Raw genomic sequence first — 20,969 nt, 5'->3', positions numbered from 1 at the left:
AATTAATCGTCACAGTCTTTTTGTGTTCCCCGCGGTCAGTCCCTATACTTGCCCGCGTTGCGTTCCATTAACCCTATAAATCAAAAGGAGAACCCCATGGTTCTGGTTACTCGTCAAGCGCCTGACTTCACCGCAGCAGCGGTACTGGGCAACGGTGAAATCGTTGAGAAATTCAATTTCAAACAGCACACCCAGGGTAAAGCCACGGTACTGTTCTTCTGGCCAATGGACTTCACCTTCGTCTGCCCATCCGAGCTGATTGCCTTCGACAAACGTTACGAAGAGTTCCAGAAGCGCGGTGTTGAAGTGGTTGGCGTTTCTTTTGACTCCGAATTCGTCCACAACGCATGGCGTAACACCCCTGTCGACAAAGGCGGCATCGGTGCAGTGAAATACGCAATGGTTGCTGACGTTAAGCGCGAAATTCAGCAGGCTTACGGCATCGAACACCCTGACGAAGGCGTTGCGCTGCGCGGCTCCTTCCTGATCGACGCTAACGGCGTTGTTCGTCACCAGGTGGTTAACGACCTGCCGCTGGGCCGTAACATCGACGAAATGCTGCGTATGGTTGATGCGCTGCAGTTCCACGAGCAGCACGGCGAAGTGTGCCCGGCGCAGTGGGAAAAAGGTAAAGAAGGCATGAACGCGTCTCCAGACGGCGTTGCTAAATACCTGAGCGAAAACGTCTCTAGCCTGTAATTGGCTGACGTTTCGTAAAAAAAAGGCTCGCATAATGCGAGCCTTTTTTATTGCCAGTAGGCCGAGCAATCGAGCCTACGCGTGGCGTTAGAACGAGAAGCAGGAGCAGCCTAAGGCGCCCCAGAAAGCGCGGTCATCCGAGACCGGAATTCCGGATTGACGGGCGAGATCGTGCTGATGACCGTGCACCCCGCAGCTACCGCAGCACTGGTGCATCTGTACCACGGCGCCGATGCGTTCGGTTCCCGGAGGGGCCGAGCAGTAATGTCCCGGCACTTTCACCACCGGCGACCAATCAGGCACTACCGGAATCGCCGGCGGCGCCAGCGGCGTGAAGTGCCCGGCGGCATACACCACCTTACCGTCGACGATGGTCATCACTGACTCAATGCCTTTGATCTCTTCTTCCGGCACGTTGAAGTAGTCTTTCGACAGCACGACCAGATCGGCCAACTGATCTTGCTCAATGCGCCCTTTCTTACCCTGTTCGCTGGAGAACCAGGCACTACCGGCGGTCCACAGTTCAAGGGCCACGTCACGCGGCAGGCGATTTTCATCATCGTACATCGCCATCCCCCCTACGGTACGCCCGGACACCAGCCAGTACAGCGCGGTCCACGGGTTGTAGCTCGCCACGCGGGTAGCATCGGTGCCCAGACCAACCGGTACATCCAGCTCCAGCATTTTCGCCACAGGCGGCGTGTGTTTCACCGCATCTTTACCGTAACGGTCGACAAAATACTCACCCTGGAATGCCATGCGGTGCTGTACCGCAATACCGCCACCCAGCGCCTTCACGCGTTCAATATTACGCTCGGTGATGGTTTCCGCATGGTCAAAGAACCAGTGCAGGCCGTTGAACGGAATATCGCGGTTAACCTTCTCAAAGACATCCAGCATGCGGCTGATGGACTCATCATAGGTAGCGTGCAGGCGGAACGGCCAGCGGTGTTCGACCAGATGGCGCACCACGCGCTCCAGTTCATCTTCCATGCCCGGCGGCAGGTCGGGACGCGGCTGGAGGAAATCTTCAAAATCCGCCGCCGAGAAGACCAGCATTTCACCCGCACCGTTGGCACGATAGAAGTCGGTCCCCTGCCCCGGTTTGAGCATATCGGTCCAACGTTCGAAATCCTCGATCTCCTGTTTTGGCCGCTGGGTAAACAGGTTGTAGGCGATGCGAATGGTCATCTGCTTGTTGGCGTGCAGTTGCTCAATAATCTCGTAGTCTTCCGGGTAGTTCTGGAAGCCGCCGCCGGCATCAATGGCGCTGGTCAGCCCCAGTCGGTTCAGCTCGCGCATAAACTGGCGAGTCGAGTTCACCTGCATCTCCAGCGGCAGTTTTGGGCCTTTGGCCAGCGTGGAGTAAAGGATCATCGCGTTCGGTTTGGCGATCAGCATTCCGGTCGGGTTACCGTTGTTATCGCGAACAATTTCGCCGCCCGCCGGTGCCGGCGTCTCTTTGGTATAGCCAACCGCCTTCAGCGCCGCGCGGTTCAGCAGCGCGCGATCGTAGAGGTGCAGCACGAATACCGGGGTATCTGGCGCCGCTTCATTAAGTTCTTCCAGCGTCGGCATGCGGCGTTCGGCAAACTGGAATTCACTCCAGCCGCCAACCACCCGTACCCACTGCGGTGACGGCGTGCGATCGGCCTGATCTTTGAGCATACGCAGCGCATCCGCCAGCGACGGAACCCCTTCCCAGCGCAATTCGAGGTTGTAGTTCAACCCGCCGCGGATCAGGTGCAGGTGGGAGTCGTTGAGTCCCGGGATCACCGTGTGGCCGTGCAGATCGATAATTTGTGTGCCCTCACCCGCATAGGACATCATTTGCGCATCGCTACCGACCGCTAAAATCTTGCCGTTGGCAATGGCCACCGCGTCGGCGCGGGGTTGCTTAGCGTCGAGAGTGTGGATCTGCCCCTGAGTTAAAATCAGTGTGGCTGTTTGTGGCATTTCGTTCTCCTTATGCCGGTTCAGGCTTTTTTCAGCCAGCCGGCAAACAGGCGGGTCACGATGGGCATCCAGAGCCAGACCACCAGCGCGACCACACAAGCATCATTAATAAAATGCAGCGACAGGGTTCCCTTCATCGACGGCAGCAGCGCGCCGGTAATGGCAGGGACCAGATTGGTGCTGGGAAAAATCACCAACAGGGTTATCAGGAACTGTTTCCAGCGCTTTGGCTGACGCACGTTGACGGCGGGTGGGGTGAACCAAAACGCGGCTTCGGTGCGCACTTCAGTATGATCGCCTTCACCCAGCAGCGGCGTTATCTCATCCACCAGCTTTTGCCGTACATCGGACTGCGTCCAGGCGTAGAGATGCTCAAGGGTGTCGAAACGGATAATAATATTCCACGCCGTCTGGCCATCGACCGGGCGGATGACGTTCGCCCCAAGATGGCCGGGATAGCTGGCGGCAATCGGCATAATCTCGCCAAGCCAGGCTTCATAAAGCGCAACGTGTTCGGGTTGGATGACGTGAGTAATGACCAGCGTGACATGCTTTTGCGTCATGGCGGAGGGTTCCTTGCTGTCGCAAGCTGGCGGGCGAACCCGCCAGCATCCAGGCCTTAGGCTTTACGTTCTGGTGCGCCGTGCACCATAGTGTACGCGTAATCCACGCCCATACCGTAGGCACCGCTGTGTTCACGTACCAGATCCATGACTGCGTCGTAGGTTTCTTTACGAGACCAGTCGCGCTGGTACTCCAGCAGCACCTGTTGCCAGGTAACGGGTACCGCACCGGCCTGCACCATACGGTCGATGGAGCGTTCGTGAGCATCAACGGAAGTGCCGCCGGAAGTGTCGGTGACCACGTACACTTCAAAGCCCTCTTCCAGCGCCATCAGCGCCGGGAAGGTCAGGCACACTTCCGTCCACAGAGCGGAAATAATCAGTTTTTTACGCCCAGTCGCCTTCACCGCTTTCACAAAAGCCGCATCTTCCCAGGAGTTCATCGAGGTACGTTCAATCGGTTTCACGTCAGGGTGAACCGCTAATAATTCTGGCCAAATATAGCCACTAAAACTTTTGGTTTCGACAGAGGTGTAAATCACCGGAACATTGAATATTTTCCCGGCCTTAGCTAACGCAACGGTATTATTTTTGAGAGTCTGGCGGTCAATATTCGCCACACCAAATGACATTTGTGGCTGATGATCAATAAAAATTAGCGCGGAGTTTTGAGGGTCAATCAGTTCCCGAATAGACATAACACACCTTCTCAATCAATAAGTTAAAAGAAAACGGTTTAAGCTGCCGTCAGTAGCAGGATCCTGAATCAGAAAGCTTGTTGAGTATAGCGGGAAATTTCTAACGAGTTATTAAAGAAAACTTACCATCCTGTGACAATAATAATTTCTATATGCGATATATCTTATGCAACATCAAAAAAATGCGCCGGTTATATCTAATTTATTCACTGGCTTTGTTTTTACGCATTCGGTACAACGGAGGGGTTAATTTTTCTGGATATTTTAAGCCTATGCGCATCAACCTGGACGTTTTGCTCATCCTCGACGCTCTCGACAAACACGGCTCCTTCGCTGCCGCCGCCGAATCGCTATTTAAAACCCCTGCGGCACTGAGCTATATGATTCAGAAACTCGAAAACGACCTCAGCATTGAGCTGCTCGATCGGTCGGGACATCGGGCAAAATTCACCGATACCGGGCGAATGATGCTGGAGAAGGGACGTTTACTGCTCAATGCGGCAAAAGATCTGGAAAAACAGGCGGTGCAGCTCAGCTCCGGCTGGGAAAAAGAGTTAGCGATCGCCCTTGATGATTCCTTTCCCTTTTCGGCGCTGCTGCCCAGCATTGAGGCATTCTACGCGCTGAACATGCAAACACGGCTGAACTTCACTCACCACACTTTAGCCGGTTCGTGGGAGGAGCTAACCCATAACGGCGCGGATATTATTCTCGGCGCGATAAACGAACCGCCAACCTCCGCCGCTTGGTCATACAAAATGCTCGGCACGATGGATAACGTGTTTGTCGTCGCGCCTAATCACCCGCTGGCCAGCGCACCGGAAGGGCTCACCAACGAACAACTGTGCCTACACCGGGCGATAGTCATCAGCGACAGCGCCAGATTTTGCCATCCGTTACAAACTAACCTGATGGATGAGCAGCCGCAAATGCGCGTCGATGATTTCCAGAGTAAAGTCATGCTGCTGCGCGCCGGACTCGGCTGCGGTTTTCTCCCCCGTCATATTGCCAGCCCGTGGCTGGCGACCGGTGAACTGGTGGAGAAAACCGTCATCTCATTTCGACAAAAAGATGTTGCCTACATGGCCTGGCGTAACGGCCAGGATGGTCTGGCACAGCGCTGGTGGCGTGAAACGCTGCTCGCCAGCGCGGAAATTGCCCATCTTTATCAATGACCCACCCATACCGTGGCGGAGATAGCCGGCAGGGCCAGCACGTCATCCGCCACCTGTCCCGCCCCTTCTTTACGCTGCCATTTAACGTTCAGCAGCGGCGAGTCAGGTAGCACCACTTCGCAGGCCGCGCGGCGGTTAATGGCCACCATCACGCGCTCGGCGCCCAGCACACGCACGAACACCACCACGTCGCCTTCGGCGTACAGCACTTCGCAACCACCGTGGCGCAGCGCCGGTGTCGCCTTGCGTAGCGCCGCCAGCCGTTGATAAAGCGCCAGCAGCTCTGCGTCCTGCTGTTTTTCATCCCACGGGAATGGCTTACGGCAAAACGGATCGTTATCACCGTCCAGCCCCACCTCATCACCGTAGTAAATACACGGTACGCCGGGCCAACTGAACAACCAGACGACCGCCAGCGGCAACCGTGCGACATCACGCCCGAGTAGCGATTTAAAACGCGCGGTATCGTGGCTATCGAGTTGGTTAAACATCCGTAGCTGCTGCTGGTGCGACAGCCCAGCACGATACTCTTCCATCCAGGCTACGCAGGTCTGGGCGTCGATTTTTTGCGGATCGTAAGAGATATCGGTATTGGCTAGAAAACCCCACAGCGGGAAGGTAAAACCGCGGTAGTTCATCGCTGCATCTTCCGCATCTTGCTGAAGCCACTGCCGCGCATCGCCAAAGTGTTCGCCGAGCACGTAGGCGTCCGGACGTTCGGCTTTAGCCGCCTGGGTAATACCGGCAACATGCTTGAGATTATTCTTCGCGCCGCCCGCTTCCCCCAGCATATGCACCACATCCAGCCGCCAGCCGTCCATGTTCCACGGTGCTTTCAGCCAGTGGCGGACAATGCTGTCTTCTCCGCCATAGATTTCCTGCACCAGCGCGTCGGAACGATAGTCCAGCTTTGGCAGGCTGGCGTACCCCAGCCAGTCCAGCGCTTTCCCATCAGCCGAGAAGCTATAGCGATCGCGCCACAGTGATTCGGGATGATGGCAGGCGCCTTCGCCTCCGCGGTTATGACGGTCAAACCAGCCGTGGGTATCACCGCTGTGGTTAAAGACGCCGTCGAGCACCATGCGCATTCCTTCGCGCTGGGTGTTATGACGCAGGCGCAGCAGCGCTTCATTGCCACCAAACTGCGGATCGACCTGACGATAATCTTCAGTATCGTATTTGTGTACGCTGGGGGCAGTGAAGACCGGATTCAGGTATAGCGCGGTAACGCCCAATTTTTTCAAATAGGGCAGCTTCGCGCTGATACCGTCGAGATCGCCGCCGTAGAAAGTGGAACCCCCCGCTTCACCGGTGAGTGGTTCATCCCAGTCGCGCAGAACGATATCGTGGCCTGCCGCGTGGTGGTGATAGATCTTATCCTGCTGTTCGCTGCGCGACGGGCTGCGGGCAAAGCGGTCGGGGAAAATCTGATAAAACACCTGGTCGGCCACCCACTGTGGGCCAGCGTCCGGGCTGTCATAGGCAAAGAGCTCCAGTTTAGCCGGTGGTATTTCGCTAAAGCCCTTTGGCGCAAACCATAGCTGACGGTCATCCCACAGCAGCTTAAAGCCGTAGCGGCGGCGCGGTTGCCCTTCCCGTAGCGCTATCTCCCCGCGCCACTGCACGACGTCTGGCGCGGGCGATTTACTGCTTCGACGCATCGGCAGCGCCAGCTCTTCGTTATCCACTTCCGCGCGCATCGTGACCCGCTTCGGCAGATCGTCGCCGCGCAGCCAAAGGGTGATTATCAGTTTGTCCTGCTGCTGTTTTATAAAGGGAGCAACAGGCAGGTGCCAGGCGTTCAACATCGTCTATCCCCTATTTTCAAAATGTGCCCACCTTGCCATACGTCCATTTCACCCTACTCATCTTTTGTACTTTTTTGTAGGGAGGAGGACGGGGGCGCAGATTTCGGACATAAAAAAACCCGGCTGCGAAGCCGGGTTTTCAGGGTAACCAGGTGAAAATTAACGGCTACGGCGCGTTTTAAACATCCAACCGACCAGCAGCAGCAGGATCCACGCGAAGCCCACGTACAACGAGATACGGGTGTCCGGGTGGTAGCCAATCAGACCGATAATAAAGACAAGGAAGATAAGACCTACGACGGTAGTCGTCACGCCGCCCGGCACTTTAAACTTCAGCGCTTTGACTTCGTCAGCCGACAGGCGGCGACGGAATGCCACCTGAGAAAGCAGGATCATGATCCACACCCACACCGTGGCGAAAGTCGCCAGCGATGCAATCACCAGGAAGACGTTTTCCGGCATGATGTAGTTCAGATACACCGCGAAAAGCAGCGCAATGGTCATCACCATCACCGTCACCCACGGAATCCCGCGGCGTGAAGTTTTGGCGAAGAATTTAGGCGCACTGCCCTGCTCAGCCATACCGTGCAGCATACGACCTACGCCGAAAACATCGGAGTTAATCGCGGAAAGCGAAGCGGTCAGCACCACGAAGTTAAGGATGCTGGCGGCAAAGGTAATGCCGAGGTGCTGGAAGGTCAGCACGAACGGGCTGCCATCGGTTCCCACCTGGTTCCACGGATAAATCGACATAATCACGAACAGGGTGCCGACATAGAACACCAGAATACGCATCGGTACGGAGTTAATCGCACGCGGAATCGACTCTTCTGGGTTCTTCGCTTCACCGGCGGTAATGCCGATGATTTCAATGCCGCCGTAGGCAAACATGACCATCTGCAAGGACATCACCATGCCTAGCCAGCCGTTGCTAAAGAAGCCGCCGTTGCTCCACAGGTTATGAATGCCCGTCGGCTGCCCGCCGTTGCCGATGCCCCAAATGATGATGCCAAAACCGGCCACAATCATGATGATAATGGTGGCAACCTTAAAGAAGGAGAACCAAAACTCCAGCTCGCCGAACACCTTGACGCTCATCAGGTTAATGGCGCAGATAATCAGCACCACGCTCAGCACCCATATCCAGTGCGGCACCGCCGGGAACCAGACACCCATATAAATACCAAAGGCGGTCACGTCGGCGATAGCGACGATTAAGATCTCAAAGCAGTAGGTCCAGCCGGTGATATAGCCTGCCAGCGGCCCGAGGTTTTCCTGGGCGTAGCGCGAGAAGGAGCTGGCAGACGGGTTATGCACGGACATTTCGCCCAGCGCACGCATGATGATATAAGCGGCAACGCCGCCGATAATATAGGCCAGCAGTACGCTTGGCCCGGCCATCTTAATGGCGTCGGCAGAACCATAAAACAGCCCAGTACCAATTGCCGACCCGAGGGCCATAAAGCGAATGTGTCGGGTGCTTAGCCCGCGCTTCAGCTTGTTGTTTTCCATCGTTTCTCAGTGCCATGTCAGACCCATCATCTCCACGCCGCCCACAAAAACGGCCTGAAAGACTTAGGCTAAAGTACCCAAAATAAAAAACCACGGAACATCACGTTCCGTGGTTAAACACCTTTAAAGCGCCGTACGAATTAATGTGCGCTTGATGTCACCTGACGCCCTGCCATGCGATCCCAGACAATAGCCAGAACCGCCATCACAATCGTCGGCATCAGCCATGCCAGACCCTGCTCCGCCATTGGTAAGCGGGCAGTCCAACCCGGCAATACGTCAGCGAAAGCAGAGGCTTTGATACCGTCAAGGATACCAAAAACGAGGCTGATAAACATCGGTGGTGCGATAACGCGGCTGGAATTATGCCACCAATTACGCGTAAAGCTCAGTACCACAAGTGCGATACACGGTGGATAGATAGCCGTCAGCACCGGAATGGAGATTTGAATCAGGTGGCTCAGCCCCAGATTCGACACCGCCATGGAGAACAGGCCCAGCGCAAAGACCAGCGTACGATAGGAGAACGGCAGGTACTGCGCAAAGAACTCGGCGCAGGCGCAGGTCAGGCCAACAGCCGTCACCAGGCATGCGATAAAGATCAGAGCCGCCAGCATAAAGCTACCCGCACCGCCGAAGGTGTGCTGAACGTAAGCATGCAGGATTGCCGCACCGTTCGCGCTTTGATCAACCAGGGTCGCGCTGTCGGAACCCAGACGGAACAGCGCCAGATACAGCAGCGTCAGACCTACGCCCGCCATCAGGCCAGCCCAAATGGTGTAGCGGGTCAGCAGACGCGCTTCGGTCACACCACGGGAACGCGCGGCGTTAACGATAACGATACCGAATACCATGGCTCCCATGGTGTCCATGGTCAGATAGCCGTTGACGAAACCGTTGGAGAACGCAGCGGTCTCATAGGCTTCCATCGCGTGGCTGATCGGGCCTGCAGGCCAGATAACAGCGGCAACGGAGAGCACAATCAGCGCCAGAATTTTTAATGGTGCCAGGAAGTTACCCACGGTATCCAGCAGCTTACCGGGATAGAGGGATACCAGAATGACCAGCGCGAAATAGATAACGCTGTAGATGAACAGCGGCAGCTCACCGTTACCGGTCAGCGGCGCAATACCAATTTCAAACGACACGGTCGCGGTACGCGGGGTGGCAAACAGCGGCCCCACGGCAAGGTAGCACACGGTCGCCAGCAGAATACCCGCAACCTTACCAATCGGCGTGCTCAGGCTATCAACGCCACCGCCGACCTTCGCCAGCGCGACCACGGTTAGCACCGGCAGACCTACAGCGGTAATCAGGAAGCCAATGGCTGCGGTCCAGACGTGAGGGCCTGCCTGCAAACCAACCATAGGAGGGAAAATGATGTTGCCTGCGCCAACAAACAACGCAAAGGTCATAAAGCCCAGAGCGATGATGTCACGCGATTTCAATTGATGGGTCATATGTAACTACTGCCTGTGGGTGTGGTGTTGTAAAACATAAATTTATCGTGCCAGTGCCTGTGGAATGATGCAGAGGAAACCAGCAGCAAACTCAGCGGGATATGCTCCCTTCGCGGTGTAGAGAAGAATAGTTTTTTGATTTACCGCGCATAAGCAGTCTGATAACGACTGCATGGGGGCCAATTTAAACGCTTATAACGTTTTAAAGCAACACGGGATCGTAAAACCAGATGATTATATTGATAGTGAATTTATACATAGAGTTATTAACTGGATTTAGGAAAAACACCCGGCTAATCATGCGAACAAAAAACAACCACACGTTCGTTAATCACGCAGCGTTTCATTGACTGCAAAGCAAACAGACCAGCCGAAGCTGGTCTGTGGAAAGTTAAACTGACAAGCTGGCGATCAGCCGTCATTTTTGGCAATTAAACGTTCCGGCAGCAGGAAGCTGAAGCAGGAACCTTTCCCCAGCGTACTGGTGATATCCAATCGACTGTCGTGATGATTCACCGCATGTTTGACAATCGCCAGCCCTAAACCGCTCCCGCCCGTCTGCCTTGAACGCGCCTTATCCACCCGATAGAAACGTTCCGTCAGCCGCGGCAGGTGCTCGGGCGCGATCCCCGGGCCATTATCCTCAACGCTAAATAACGCCCCGTGCGGCGCATGCTGCCAGCGCACGGTGATAGCCGTGCCTTCCGGCGTATGGTTGACGGCGTTATACACCAGGTTCGACATCGCGCTACGCAGCTGCTCTTCGTTACCGAGCACCTTCAGATTCTGATCGATATCGAAATGCAGCTGATGCTTATTGTGGCTCAGCGTTTGCGCTTCCCGCTCGACGACCCGTAGCATGAGAGGGACATCAATTTTTTCATTGAGCGACAGCACCGGCGATGCCTCGATTTTAGACAACGTCAGCAGTTGCTTGACCAGACCCTCCATACGTTGCGTTTGCTCACGCATGGTATGCAGCGCTTTTTCCCGCGGCAACCCTTCCAGCGTCTGCTCCTGCATCATCTCCAGATAACCTTGCAGCACGGTTAGCGGCGTGCGCAGTTCATGGCTGACGTTGGCGAAGAAGTTGCGGCGCGCGCCTTCCAGCTGGTGCATTTGCGTGACGTCACGCGCCACCATCAGCAATTGCCGGTCAGTGTAGGGCATGACGCGTATTTCAAGGTGACGCCCGCTGTTGAGCACCAGGTGCAGCGGTTTGAGAAATTCGCGTTTTTTGAGATGTTGGGTAAATTCGGGGTAACGCAGCAGGTTAAGAATGTTTTGCCCGCTATCATCGGGCCAACGTAGCCCCAGCATCTGCTGGGCCAGGCCATTACACCAGAAAATGGCCCCCTCTTCCGTGGTCAGCACCACCGCATCCGGCAGCGATTCCGCACCGCTGCGAAAGCGTTTGATAAGGCCTCCCAGTTCGCGGCGGCGCTTTTTATTTCGCAGCTGCATCTGGTTTAGCCCATACAGCAGGGGCTCCCAGCTGCCGCGTCCCGGCGGCGGCGTCATACTTCTATCAACCCATAACCACCAGGAGAGCCGCAGTAAATTCCAGAAATGCCAGACCAACAATCCGGTCACCGCCACCAGTAAAAACCACGGCAGATGACCGAACACCATTCCCAGCACCGCGGCCGGGAGACAACATAGCAGTAGCTCCAGGGCCAGCCTTTTCCATGACAGCCGTTCCAGCACGGGTCACACTCCTGTCAAAAATTAAAAACGGGCGGAAAAACGATAACCCGTGCCGCGGACGGTTTGCACCATGCGGTCATGACCACTGTGTTCCAGCGCTTTGCGTAGACGACGAATATGCACGTCAACGGTACGATCTTCAACATAGACGTTGGTCCCCCAAACGTGGTTCAGCAGCTGTTCACGGCTGTAAACACGTTCCGGGTGCGTCATAAAGAAGTGCAGTAGCTTAAATTCGGTTGGTCCCATATCCAATGGGTTTTCACCGGTCATCACCCGGTGCGAGGTAGGGTCAAGGCTCAGCCCCTGCATCTCAATCACCTCTTCCACCGCCATCGGTGAAATACGACGCATGACCGCTTTGATACGGGCAACCAGCTCTTTTGGTGAGAATGGTTTCGTGATGTAATCATCCGCGCCGGTCTCCAGCCCACGGACGCGATCTTCTTCTTCACCGCGCGCCGTTAGCATCATTACCGGTATATCACGGGTGAGCGCTTCACGTTTGAGATGTTTAATAAATTGCAGCCCTGAACCACCCGGTAACATCCAGTCGAGCAAAATCAGGTCGGGCCAGGGTTCGTTCAACTTGCTGATAGCGCTATCGTAATCTTCCGCTTCCACCGGCTGAAAACCGTTTTGTTCCAGCACGAAACACACCATCTCGCGGATTGGCGCTTCATCTTCAACGACCAGAATACGTCTTGCCATTATTTGCCCTGTTTTAGACATCAGTATTATATACGGCGCCATTATGCGTCAGATTTATGACAGATTTATGAAAAACATGACCGGCAGATGATCGCCTTTCATCGTTTATGACACAAGGCGATCTCACGCATCGACCCCGGCCCAGGTGAATGTTTATAATCACCTTTACGTCATCTTTAACGGAACCGCTATGCGCATTATCCATACATCGGACTGGCACCTTGGCCAGAACTTCTACAGCAAAAGCCGAGCCGCCGAACATGACGCCTTTCTGCACTGGTTGTTGACCACCGCCGAAACGGAAAAGGTCGACGCCATTATTGTCGCGGGTGATATCTTCGACACCGGTTCGCCGCCGAGCTATGCGCGCGAGCTGTACAACCGATTTGTGGTTAATCTACAGCAAACCGGCTGCCATCTGGTGGTACTGGCGGGCAACCATGACTCAGTCGCCACGCTAAACGAATCGCGCGATATTCTGTCGTTTCTCAACACCACGGTCATCGCCAGCGCCGGACACCAACCGTTTATTCTGAACCAACGCGACGGCACCCCCGGTGCGGTTTTCTGCCCGGTGCCGTTTTTACGCCCGCGCGACATTATTACCAGCCAGGCCGGGCTTTCCGGCAGCGAAAAGCAGCGTCAGGTGCTGGAAAGCATCACTGACTACTATCAGCAGCAGTACCTGCAGGCCTGTGCACTGCGCGCCAACCGGCCGCTACCGATTATCGCCAGCGGCCATCTGACCACCGTTGGCGCCAGCAAAAGTGACGCGGTACGCGACATTTATATTGGCACACTGGACGCATTTCCGGCACAAAACTTCCCGCCCGCCGACTATATCGCCCTTGGACATATCCACCGGGCGCAGAAAATCGGCGGCAGCGAGCATATCCGCTACAGCGGTTCACCAATCGCCCTGAGCTTTGATGAAACCGGCAAGAGCAAAAGCGTTAACCTGGTGACGTTTGCTGACGGCAAGCTGGATGAAGTCGCACCGCTCCTGGTCCCGGTCACACAGCCGCTGGCGGTGATTAAGGGCGATTTTGACAGTATCAGCGCACAGTTAGCCGAATGGCGCCATGCGGATGCCGAACCGGCCACCTGGGTCGATATTGAGATAACCAGCGACGAATACCTGCACGATATTCAGCGCAAAATTCAGGTCATTACCGACGATCTACCGGTCGAGGTGCTGCTGGTGCGCCGCAGCCGCGAACAGCGCCAGCGTATTCTGGCCAGTCTCGAACGCGAAACCTTAAGCGAACTGAGCGTCGACGAGGTGTTCCACCGCCGGCTGGCGCTGGAAACGCTGGAAGAACCACAGCGGCAACGCCTGCAAACGCTGTTTAATGAAACGCTACACGGCCTGGGCGAGGAGCAACAGCCATGAAAATTCTCAGCCTACGCCTGAAAAACCTCAACTCGCTCAAGGGTGAGTGGAAAATTGACTTTACCCAGGAGCCGTTTGCCAGCAACGGCCTGTTTGCCATTACCGGCCCGACCGGTGCGGGGAAGACCACCCTGCTTGACGCTATCTGCCTCGCGCTCTATCACGAAACACCGCGCCTCAATACGGTCTCCCAGTCGCAAAACGATCTCATGACACGCGATACCGCCGAGTGCCTGGCGGAAGTCGAATTTGAGGTTCAGGGCGTGGCCTATCGCGCCTTCTGGAGCCAGAACCGCGCGCGTAATCAGCCGGACGGCAATCTGCAGGCACCGCGCGTTGAGCTGGCCCGCTGTGCCGATGGGCAGATCCTGGCCGATAAAGTTAAAGATAAGCTGGAGATGACCGCCGCCCTCAGCGGGCTGGACTATGGCCGCTTTACCCGCTCGATGCTGCTCTCGCAGGGTCAGTTTGCCGCCTTTCTCAACGCCAAGCCAAAAGAGCGCGCCGAGCTGCTCGAAGAGCTCACCGGCACCGAAATTTACGGCCAGATCTCCGCCCAGGTCTTTGAAAAACATAAACACGCACGCGGCGAACTCGACAAACTGCAGGCACAGGCCAGCGGCGTGGTGCTGTTAAGCGAAGAGCAGCAGCAGGCGCTACTACAAAGTTTGCAGGCGCTTACTTCTGACGAAAAACAGTGGCAGCAGCAGCAGGCTCTGACGACGCAGCATCAGCAGTGGCTGGCGCGACAGGCCGAACTGGAACAAGACGGCCATAAAAACCAACAAGCGCTGGCCGACGCCGCGCAGGCGCTGGCTGCCGCCCAGCCGCAGCTTGCAGCGCTCAATCGTGCTCAACCCGCTGAAGCGCTACGCCCGCGCTGGACGCAGATGCAGGAACAAACGGCTACGGTCGCCAAAACCCATCAGCTGGTTCTGCAAGTGAATACTCGCTTACATGACGCCTGTGCCCTGCGCGACCGCATTCGCTTTACCGCGGAACGTCAGGCACTCGCCCTGCAGCAAACGCAGGCCGAGCGGCAGCGCTGGCTCGAAGAGCATGAACATATTCAGCGCTGGCAGGGAGAACTCACCGGCTGGCGCAGCGCCTTTGCTCAGCAAACGCGCGATCGCGCCCAGCTGCAGGCTTTGCAGCAGCGCGTGCAGGAGCAGGAAACACAGCTTGCCCAACTCCCTCTCTCCGCGTTGACCCTGACGCCGGAAGAGGTGGCGGCGCAGATGGCTCACCATACCGCCACCCGCCCACTGCGCCAGCAGCTCAGTAGCCTGCACACGCGCTTTATTCCGCTACAAAGCCGCCGCCAGCAGTTGATTGACGCCGGGCAGCAGCGCCAGCAGCAGTTGGAAAAAATCACGGCCGAGCTGACCCAACTGCGCCAGGTGTATAAAGACAAAAAGCAGCAGCTTCAGGATGTGAAAGCTCTCTGTGAGCTGGAGGCCACCATCGTGCGGCTGGAAGCAGAGCGCGCGCGATTACAGCCTGGCGCTGCCTGCCCGCTCTGCGGTTCTACCGATCATCCCGCGCTGGCGGAGTATCAGGCGCTGGTTCCTGACGCCAACAAAGCCCGCCGCGATGCGCTGGAAAAAGAGGTGGCTCGTCTGGCGGAAGATGGCGCCACCCTGCGCGGCCAGCAGGAGGCGCTACAAAAACAGCAGCAGAAAGAAAATGACGAGCTGGCATCACTTTCCCAGCAGGAGCAAGCACTTACATTGCAGTGGCAGGATGTCACGCAGCGTTTAGCCATTTCACTTCAGCCCGCCGACGATATTGGCCGCTGGCTCGCCGAACAGGACGATGCCGAACAGCAGCGCTATCAGCATAGCCAGCGCCAGGCGCTTGAGGGCCAAATCCGGGAACTTCAGGCGCAGAAAACGCACCTGACTGAAGAGCTGACGCAGCGCGACGAGGCGTTAATTCACGCGCTCACGGCGTGGGGATTGACGCGACCAGCAACCGGGGAAGAAGCCGCGTGGCTTGCCGCGCGTGAAGCGCAAACCGAGGCCTGGCAGCAGCAGCAAAAAGAGAGTCAGCAAACGCAGCAACAGTTGGCCCACATCCAGCCGCTGCTGGAGACGCTGCCACCGACACAGCATGCCGATGATGGCAGTCACGCCAACCTTGACGGCTGGCAGCAGGTACACCACGACTGCGTCGCGCTGGAGAGCCAATTGCATACGCTGCAACAGCAAGAAACCCAGGAGCAGCAGCGCCTGCAGCAGGCCGAGCAGCAATTTAATCAAGCGCTTGCCGACTCACACTTCACCGATCGCGATGATTTCCTTGCCGCACTGCTCGACGCCGATGAGCGTCAACGCCTGGAACACCTGAAACAGACGCTGGAAACCCAACACCAGCAGCATCAGACGCGAGTAACCCAGGTGCAAGAAGCTCTGCAAAAACACCTGACGCTACGCCCGGAAACGCTGACGCCGGAGATCACCCTTTCCGATACCCAGACCCAACTGCAACAGCTTGCTCAGCAACTGCGCGAAAACAGCCAGCGCCAGGGCGAACTCCGTCAGCAGTTGAAGCAGGATGAAAGCAACCGTCAGCAGCAACAGTCTTTGTTCCTTGAGATTGAAAAGGCCAACGCCACTTTGGAAGATTGGGCGCATCTTAATGCGCTGATTGGTTCAAAAGAGGGCGATAAATTCCGCAAATTCGCCCAAGGGCTGACGCTGGATAATCTGGTATGGCTGGCAAACGAGCAATTGAGTCGCCTGCACGGCCGCTATTTACTCCAGCGTAAGGCCAGCGATGCGCTGGAGCTGGAAGTGGTTGATACCTGGCAGGCCGATGCGGTGCGCGATACCCGCACCCTCTCCGGTGGCGAAAGCTTCCTCGTCAGCCTTGCGCTGGCGCTGGCGCTTTCGGATCTGGTCAGCCATAAAACCCGCATCGACTCACTGTTCCTTGATGAAGGTTTTGGCACCCTGGACAGCGAAACGCTGGATACCGCGCTCGATGCGCTGGATACGCTCAACGCCAGCGGTAAAATCATCGGCGTGATAAGCCACGTTGAAGCCATGAAAGAGCGCATTCCGGTGCAGATCAAGGTTAAGAAGATCAACGGGCTGGGGTATAGCCGCCTGGATAAAATGTTTGCCATCGAGTAAAGCCAACCTCCGGTGAGCGCCGGAGGTTTTCCCCCGTCTGTCCGCGGGGGATAGATACTATGATATTACTGCGGCCACAGCCATGCTGCCCCGCGCACGCCGCTGGAGTCGCCGTGCAGCGCCTTGCGAATCGGCGTCTCACATTCACCGCCGAACACCCACTCTTTCACCAGTGACGGTACCGTCCTATAGAGACGCTCAACATTACTCATCCCGCCGCCCAGCACAATCACGTCCGGGTCGAGAATATTGACGACATGCGCCAGCGACTTCGCTAGCCGCTGTTCATAGTGGGCCAGCGCTTGCTCTGCCAGCGCATCGCCTGCTTCAACTAACCGCATAATCTCACTGCCTTTGAGCGGATTGCCGCTTAAACGCTGGTAATCGGTGGCAAATCCGGTGCCGGAGATAAACGTCTCAATACATCCCTGTTTTCCGCAGTAGCACGGCACTTCAGCGCGGTAGCGCAGCTCGTCGTCATTCATCCACGGCAGCGGGTTATGCCCCCACTCGCCCGCCGTACCGTTCCCGCCAATATGTACGCGCCCGTTCATCGCTACGCCCGCACCGCAGCCGGTCCCAATAATGACGGCAAATACCGTCTGTGCGCCAGCTGCCGCCCCATCGATCGCTTCGGATACGGCCAGGCAGTTGGCGTCGTTCGCCAGACGCACTTCACGATTGAGGCGTTGGCTCAAATCTTTATCAAACGGTTGGCCGTTAAGCCAGGTCGAATTAGCGTTTTTGACGACCCCGGTATAGGGTGAAATCGAGCCAGGGATCCCGATGCCAACCGTGCCAATTTTGCCGGTAGCTTCTTCAGCCAAAGCAACAAGATGTGCAATATTCTCAATGGTTTGCCGATAATCTCGCGGCGTCGGCAGGCGGTGACGATACAGCTGCTCGCCTTGGTCACCGAGCGCGATAACCTCTGTTTTCGTCCCCCCCAAATCAATCCCAATTCGCATTCGTCGCTCCTGTTTAAAACAATGCAAGGCCGTGGACAATTCGTTATCATTGCCCGCCTATATAACGATAACACCGTGGAAATTATCATGCTGTGGTTCAAAAATTTAATGGTTTATCGTCTTAGCCGCGACATCTCGCTGCGCGCGGAAGAGATGGAAAAGCAGCTCGCTGAGATGACCTTCACCCCCTGCGGCAGCCAGGATATGGCAAAAACCGGCTGGGTACCGCCGATGGGCTCACACAGCGACGCACTGACGCACTCTGTCAACGGGCAGATCATCATCTGCGCGCGTAAAGAAGAGAAGATCCTGCCTTCGCCTGTGATTAAGCAAGCGCTGGAAGCCAAGATCCAGAAGCTGGAAGCCGATCAGGGCCGCAAGCTGAAGAAAACGGAAAAAGATTCCCTGAAGGACGAAGTCCTGCACTCCCTGCTGCCGCGCGCCTTTAGCCGCTTCAGCCAGACGATGATGTGGATCGATACCGTCAACGATCTGATCATGGTTGATTGTGCCAGCGCCAAAAAAGCGGAAGATACGCTGGCGCTGCTGCGTAAAAGCCTGGGTTCTTTGCCAGTCGTACCGCTGACGCTGGAAAATCCAATCGAGCTGACGCTCACCGAATGGGTGCGTTCCGGAAGCGCCGCGCAAAGTTTCCAGATTCTGGATGAAGCCGAGCTGAAAGCGATCCTCGAAGACGGCGGCGTGATCCGCGCCAAGAAACAAGATCTGATCTGCGATGAAATTGCGGCGCATATTGAGGCCGGTAAGCTGGTGACCAAACTGGCGCTGGACTGGCAGCAGCGTATTCAGTTCGTGATGTGCGACGACGGTTCGATTAAGCGCCTGAAGTTCTGCGACGAACTGCGCGATCAAAACGAAGATATCGACAGGGACGATTACGCTCAGCGTTTCGACGCCGACTTTATTCTGATGACCGGCGAACTGGCGGCATTGATTAAAAGTCTGGTAGAAGGCTTAGGCGGTGAGGCTCAGCGCTAAGCGGTAAATTCCCTTCCTGCCTTAGCAGGAAGGGAAAATATTACAGATAGCGACACAGATAAGACGTCGGCTCAACGATCTGCAGATTAAATTCGCTGTTGCCCGGCACGTTAAACACTTCCCCTGCGGTATACACTTTCCATTCGATTTCACCCGGTAACAGCACATTCATCTCGCCGCTAACCACGGTCATCTCTTCTGGCTGCGCGGTGCCAAAGGTGTATTCGCCTTCAACCATCACGCCCACGCTGGCACGACCGGTGCTGCTGCTGGTAAAGCCAATGGATTTCACTTTCCCTTCGAAGTACTCGTTGCTTTGAAGCATAAACAGGCCCTTATTGTCTTAGCGTAAAAAACCAATATAGGGTTGCGAACAGAAGCCTGTCACGCAAATTCATACGCTTAACATAATAATTCTGCCGCCAGTCGGGCGACCAGCACATTCGATAACAGAACCGGCACATCCAGCGCCTTTTGTAATAGGTCGCGATGGCGCTGGTGATAGCTCAGCGAGTCAAGAACCAGTACGTCAGCGCCCTGCTCCAGCAGCGAAGTGCCGGCTGAAATCAGGTGCTGATCGCTGTCGCGAACGGGATTTGCCAGCGCGTAGTAAGGTAACGTCGGCAGCATCTGCCATTTTTCTTTCTGGGCTTTAAGAATGGCCTCAATAGGCACCAACACGCCGACCTGATGTCCCTCAACGATAGAGGCTACCAGCGGTGGGATAATTCGCTGCGGCTCCAGCAGTATCGCATTGCGCGCCGTCATACTGCGAAGTTTGAACGTATTCAGCAACAGAATGACGTCATAGGACTGATTGTCCAGTACTTCAATCACCGCCTGTAGGGCATGCTCGACCTTCAGACGCGAAATCTCAACAAATTGGTTGTCGTTTAACAGAACTAACAGACGCTCTTCACCGGGCTCAGGCCCATATTCTTCCATAACGTCCGCACGACTCATGTTGCCCAGTAGAGTAATGTGGGTAATTTGATCTTCCCTGATGTGCTCGGTTAAAAGCGGCAATACTTCACTGATGGGCACCACCCCAATCGTAAGAATCGCCATGGTTGCACTCATGTTATCTACCTTCTGCTTCTCAATTGCTTACTTTACAAATAGCCACCTGGATGGATGAAAAACACCGCTCAGAAGCGTAGCAGTTCATCCCGATGCTGGAATGTAAAGATTCCGGTAATTTCCAGTACTCTCCTGATATGGTTTAATTTTAACTTCTCTATAACATTAAAGATAAACGATAAATGTGATTTACGCCCACCATAACCATGAAATAAAGAGGGTTATAGACTGCGTTTTATGTCAGCCATCGTCACGTTAGCGGCGCTCATTCAGCCGAATCAATGAACCAAGCCAGCAGCACGAGAATCCCTCTCTTACCGCTGCAGCGTATCGACAATGAGTCATCTACAGCGGCGAGGAACGCAGAGAATCAAGCGTATTCGTAAATAAGGAAGAGGAAGTAAAGAGACCCGCCCTGCTAGATGGCGGTTGCCAGGTGCAGAGCGTTCTGGATGAGGGCGACAACCTGATCCGGCGTGGAGGAAGCATCAACAATATAGTGGGCCGTTTCGCGGTACAGCGCATCGCGCTGGGCTAACACATCGGCAACCTCTTCGCTGATAGGCTTGCCGGTGAGGGTCGGGCGCTGTTCCGCTTCTGGAAACGCTTCCAGGCGGCTTGCCAGAACAGAAACCGGGGCATTGAGATAAATCACCACGCCGTGCTGGCGCATAAACTCGCGGTTTTCAGCGGCCAGAATAATTCCACCGCCGGTGGCTACCACCGTATTCGGTTGCGTTACCGAGATAAGCGTCTGCGTTTCCCGTGCACGGAATCCGGCCCAGCCTTCGGCCGCCACAATGTCGGCAACGGTCATACCGGAACGCTGTTGTAACGCCAAATCAGTATCAACAAAGTGGAAATCGCAGGCGTGAGTCAGCGCTTGGCCTATTGTTGTTTTTCCGCAGCCCCTGGCTCCGATAAGAAAAATAGGCTGTGTCATTGCCTGGAGTTCCCCTTGATGACGCAAAATTGCGGGATGTGCATATGAAGCGTAAATAATACCACCAAACTAGTACACAAGTAAGTGTAAACTTTAAATTACGACAAGAGCTTTACTGAAGGACCCATAGCCTTCATAGGCTGATAGAGTGGCATTTTCA

17 protein-coding genes are annotated in these 20,969 nt (G+C 55.6%); 5 read left to right on the top strand and 12 right to left on the bottom strand.

Features of this window, described 5'->3' with window-relative positions:
- The first annotated feature begins 96 nt into the window (after positions 1 to 96).
- A complete protein-coding gene (locus KCR01S_RS19085) occupies positions 97 to 699 on the top strand; it encodes a peroxiredoxin C (protein WP_052283898.1) in 603 nt (200 codons plus the stop codon).
- An 87-nt stretch (positions 700 to 786) separates the two neighbouring features.
- Here the strand turns inward: KCR01S_RS19085 and KCR01S_RS19080 are convergent, their stop codons facing one another.
- The 3 genes from KCR01S_RS19080 to KCR01S_RS19070 are packed head-to-tail and all read right to left on the bottom strand — an operon-like array spanning position 787 to position 3,916.
- Positions 787 to 2,655, bottom strand: a complete 1,869-nt coding sequence (locus KCR01S_RS19080) for an amidohydrolase (protein WP_061284650.1) — start codon at positions 2,653 to 2,655, stop codon at positions 787 to 789.
- Positions 2,656 to 2,675: 20 nt separating this feature from the next.
- A complete protein-coding gene (locus KCR01S_RS19075; protein ID WP_061284649.1) occupies positions 2,676 to 3,218 on the bottom strand; it encodes an antibiotic biosynthesis monooxygenase in 543 nt (180 codons plus the stop codon).
- 56 nt (positions 3,219 to 3,274) lie between these two features.
- Entirely contained in the window at positions 3,275 to 3,916 is a 642-nt protein-coding gene (locus KCR01S_RS19070; protein WP_052283902.1) for a hydrolase, read from the bottom strand.
- Between the two features lie 272 nt (positions 3,917 to 4,188).
- Here KCR01S_RS19070 and KCR01S_RS19065 point away from each other — a divergent pair, with 272 nt between their 5' ends.
- Positions 4,189 to 5,091 (top strand): LysR family transcriptional regulator, encoded by a 903-nt coding sequence (locus KCR01S_RS19065; protein WP_061284648.1) that lies wholly within the window; start codon positions 4,189 to 4,191, stop codon positions 5,089 to 5,091.
- Here KCR01S_RS19065 and malZ read toward each other — a convergent pair.
- The 5 genes from malZ to phoB all read right to left on the bottom strand — a co-directional run bounded on the left by malZ (position 5,085) and on the right by phoB (position 12,289).
- Entirely contained in the window at positions 5,085 to 6,899 is a 1,815-nt protein-coding gene (malZ, locus tag KCR01S_RS19060; RefSeq protein ID WP_061284647.1) for a maltodextrin glucosidase, read from the bottom strand. The genes KCR01S_RS19065 and malZ overlap by 7 nt on opposite strands.
- A gap of 159 nt (positions 6,900 to 7,058) precedes the next feature.
- Complete coding sequence (gene proY, locus KCR01S_RS19055; protein ID WP_052283905.1) at positions 7,059 to 8,411, bottom strand: proline-specific permease ProY; 1,353 nt, start codon at positions 8,409 to 8,411, stop codon at positions 7,059 to 7,061.
- Between the two features lie 140 nt (positions 8,412 to 8,551).
- Positions 8,552 to 9,871, bottom strand: a complete 1,320-nt coding sequence (gene brnQ / locus KCR01S_RS19050) for a branched-chain amino acid transporter carrier protein BrnQ (protein WP_061284646.1) — start codon at positions 9,869 to 9,871, stop codon at positions 8,552 to 8,554.
- A gap of 411 nt (positions 9,872 to 10,282) precedes the next feature.
- Entirely contained in the window at positions 10,283 to 11,578 is a 1,296-nt protein-coding gene (gene phoR / locus KCR01S_RS19045; RefSeq protein ID WP_061284645.1) for a phosphate regulon sensor histidine kinase PhoR, read from the bottom strand.
- Between the two features lie 21 nt (positions 11,579 to 11,599).
- Positions 11,600 to 12,289, bottom strand: a complete 690-nt coding sequence (phoB, locus tag KCR01S_RS19040) for a phosphate response regulator transcription factor PhoB (protein WP_061284644.1) — start codon at positions 12,287 to 12,289, stop codon at positions 11,600 to 11,602.
- Between the two features lie 190 nt (positions 12,290 to 12,479).
- On the opposite strand from phoB, the gene sbcD reads away from it, so the two are divergent.
- Both sbcD and sbcC read left to right on the top strand, forming a co-directional pair.
- The gene (sbcD, locus tag KCR01S_RS19035; protein ID WP_061284643.1) at positions 12,480 to 13,682 is read left to right on the top strand and encodes an exonuclease subunit SbcD; all 1,203 of its coding nucleotides are present in this window, start codon (positions 12,480 to 12,482) and stop codon (positions 13,680 to 13,682) included.
- Positions 13,679 to 16,819 (top strand): exonuclease subunit SbcC, encoded by a 3,141-nt coding sequence (gene sbcC / locus KCR01S_RS19030; RefSeq protein WP_061284642.1) that lies wholly within the window; start codon positions 13,679 to 13,681, stop codon positions 16,817 to 16,819. The genes sbcD and sbcC overlap by 4 nt, the downstream gene beginning before the upstream one ends.
- A gap of 65 nt (positions 16,820 to 16,884) precedes the next feature.
- Here the strand turns inward: sbcC and mak are convergent, their stop codons facing one another.
- On the bottom strand, positions 16,885 to 17,787 hold the full coding sequence (mak, locus tag KCR01S_RS19025; RefSeq protein WP_061284641.1) for a fructokinase: 903 nt from the start codon (positions 17,785 to 17,787) through the stop codon (positions 16,885 to 16,887).
- Positions 17,788 to 17,874: 87 nt separating this feature from the next.
- Here mak and rdgC point away from each other — a divergent pair, with 87 nt between their 5' ends.
- Positions 17,875 to 18,786 carry a recombination-associated protein RdgC gene (rdgC, locus tag KCR01S_RS19020; protein WP_052283951.1) on the top strand — a complete coding sequence of 304 codons (912 nt, stop codon included), beginning with the start codon at positions 17,875 to 17,877 and terminating at the stop codon, positions 18,784 to 18,786.
- Between the two features lie 40 nt (positions 18,787 to 18,826).
- Here rdgC and ppnP read toward each other — a convergent pair whose 3' ends face one another.
- From ppnP to aroL, 3 genes are all read right to left on the bottom strand, one after another.
- Positions 18,827 to 19,111 (bottom strand): pyrimidine/purine nucleoside phosphorylase, encoded by a 285-nt coding sequence (gene ppnP / locus KCR01S_RS19015; RefSeq protein WP_061284640.1) that lies wholly within the window; start codon positions 19,109 to 19,111, stop codon positions 18,827 to 18,829.
- 77 nt (positions 19,112 to 19,188) lie between these two features.
- Complete coding sequence (locus KCR01S_RS19010) at positions 19,189 to 19,866, bottom strand: AroM family protein (RefSeq protein ID WP_061284639.1); 678 nt, start codon at positions 19,864 to 19,866, stop codon at positions 19,189 to 19,191.
- 418 nt (positions 19,867 to 20,284) lie between these two features.
- Positions 20,285 to 20,809 (bottom strand): shikimate kinase AroL, encoded by a 525-nt coding sequence (gene aroL, locus KCR01S_RS19005; protein WP_061284638.1) that lies wholly within the window; start codon positions 20,807 to 20,809, stop codon positions 20,285 to 20,287.
- Between the last annotated feature and the right edge of the window lie 160 nt (positions 20,810 to 20,969).

It is taken from the genome of Kluyvera cryocrescens NBRC 102467, assembly GCF_001571285.1.
In the GTDB taxonomy this organism is placed as follows: Bacteria; Pseudomonadota; Gammaproteobacteria; order Enterobacterales; family Enterobacteriaceae; genus Kluyvera; species Kluyvera cryocrescens.
This window is presented reverse-complemented; position numbering and strand designations above follow the sequence as displayed.

Bases quoted from the DNA above. Each gene is read 5' to 3' on its own strand.
- rdgC (WP_052283951.1), top strand. From the start codon at position 17,875: ATGCTGTGGTTCAAAAATTTAATGGTTTATCGTCTTAGCCGCGACATC.
- proY (WP_052283905.1), bottom strand. From the start codon at position 8,411: ATGGAAAACAACAAGCTGAAGCGCGGGCTAAGCACCCGACACATTCGC.
- ppnP (WP_061284640.1), bottom strand. From the start codon at position 19,111: ATGCTTCAAAGCAACGAGTACTTCGAAGGGAAAGTGAAATCCATTGGC.
- KCR01S_RS19075 (WP_061284649.1), bottom strand. From the start codon at position 3,218: ATGACGCAAAAGCATGTCACGCTGGTCATTACTCACGTCATCCAACCC.
- KCR01S_RS19010 (WP_061284639.1), bottom strand. From the start codon at position 19,866: ATGAGTGCAACCATGGCGATTCTTACGATTGGGGTGGTGCCCATCAGT.
- malZ (WP_061284647.1), bottom strand. From the start codon at position 6,899: ATGTTGAACGCCTGGCACCTGCCTGTTGCTCCCTTTATAAAACAGCAG.
- mak (WP_061284641.1), bottom strand. From the start codon at position 17,787: ATGCGAATTGGGATTGATTTGGGGGGGACGAAAACAGAGGTTATCGCG.
- phoB (WP_061284644.1), bottom strand. From the start codon at position 12,289: ATGGCAAGACGTATTCTGGTCGTTGAAGATGAAGCGCCAATCCGCGAG.
- aroL (WP_061284638.1), bottom strand. From the start codon at position 20,809: ATGACACAGCCTATTTTTCTTATCGGAGCCAGGGGCTGCGGAAAAACA.
- KCR01S_RS19070 (WP_052283902.1), bottom strand. From the start codon at position 3,916: ATGTCTATTCGGGAACTGATTGACCCTCAAAACTCCGCGCTAATTTTT.
- KCR01S_RS19065 (WP_061284648.1), top strand. From the start codon at position 4,189: ATGCGCATCAACCTGGACGTTTTGCTCATCCTCGACGCTCTCGACAAA.
- sbcC (WP_061284642.1), top strand. From the start codon at position 13,679: ATGAAAATTCTCAGCCTACGCCTGAAAAACCTCAACTCGCTCAAGGGT.
- brnQ (WP_061284646.1), bottom strand. From the start codon at position 9,871: ATGACCCATCAATTGAAATCGCGTGACATCATCGCTCTGGGCTTTATG.
- KCR01S_RS19085 (WP_052283898.1), top strand. From the start codon at position 97: ATGGTTCTGGTTACTCGTCAAGCGCCTGACTTCACCGCAGCAGCGGTA.
- KCR01S_RS19080 (WP_061284650.1), bottom strand. From the start codon at position 2,655: ATGCCACAAACAGCCACACTGATTTTAACTCAGGGGCAGATCCACACT.
- sbcD (WP_061284643.1), top strand. From the start codon at position 12,480: ATGCGCATTATCCATACATCGGACTGGCACCTTGGCCAGAACTTCTAC.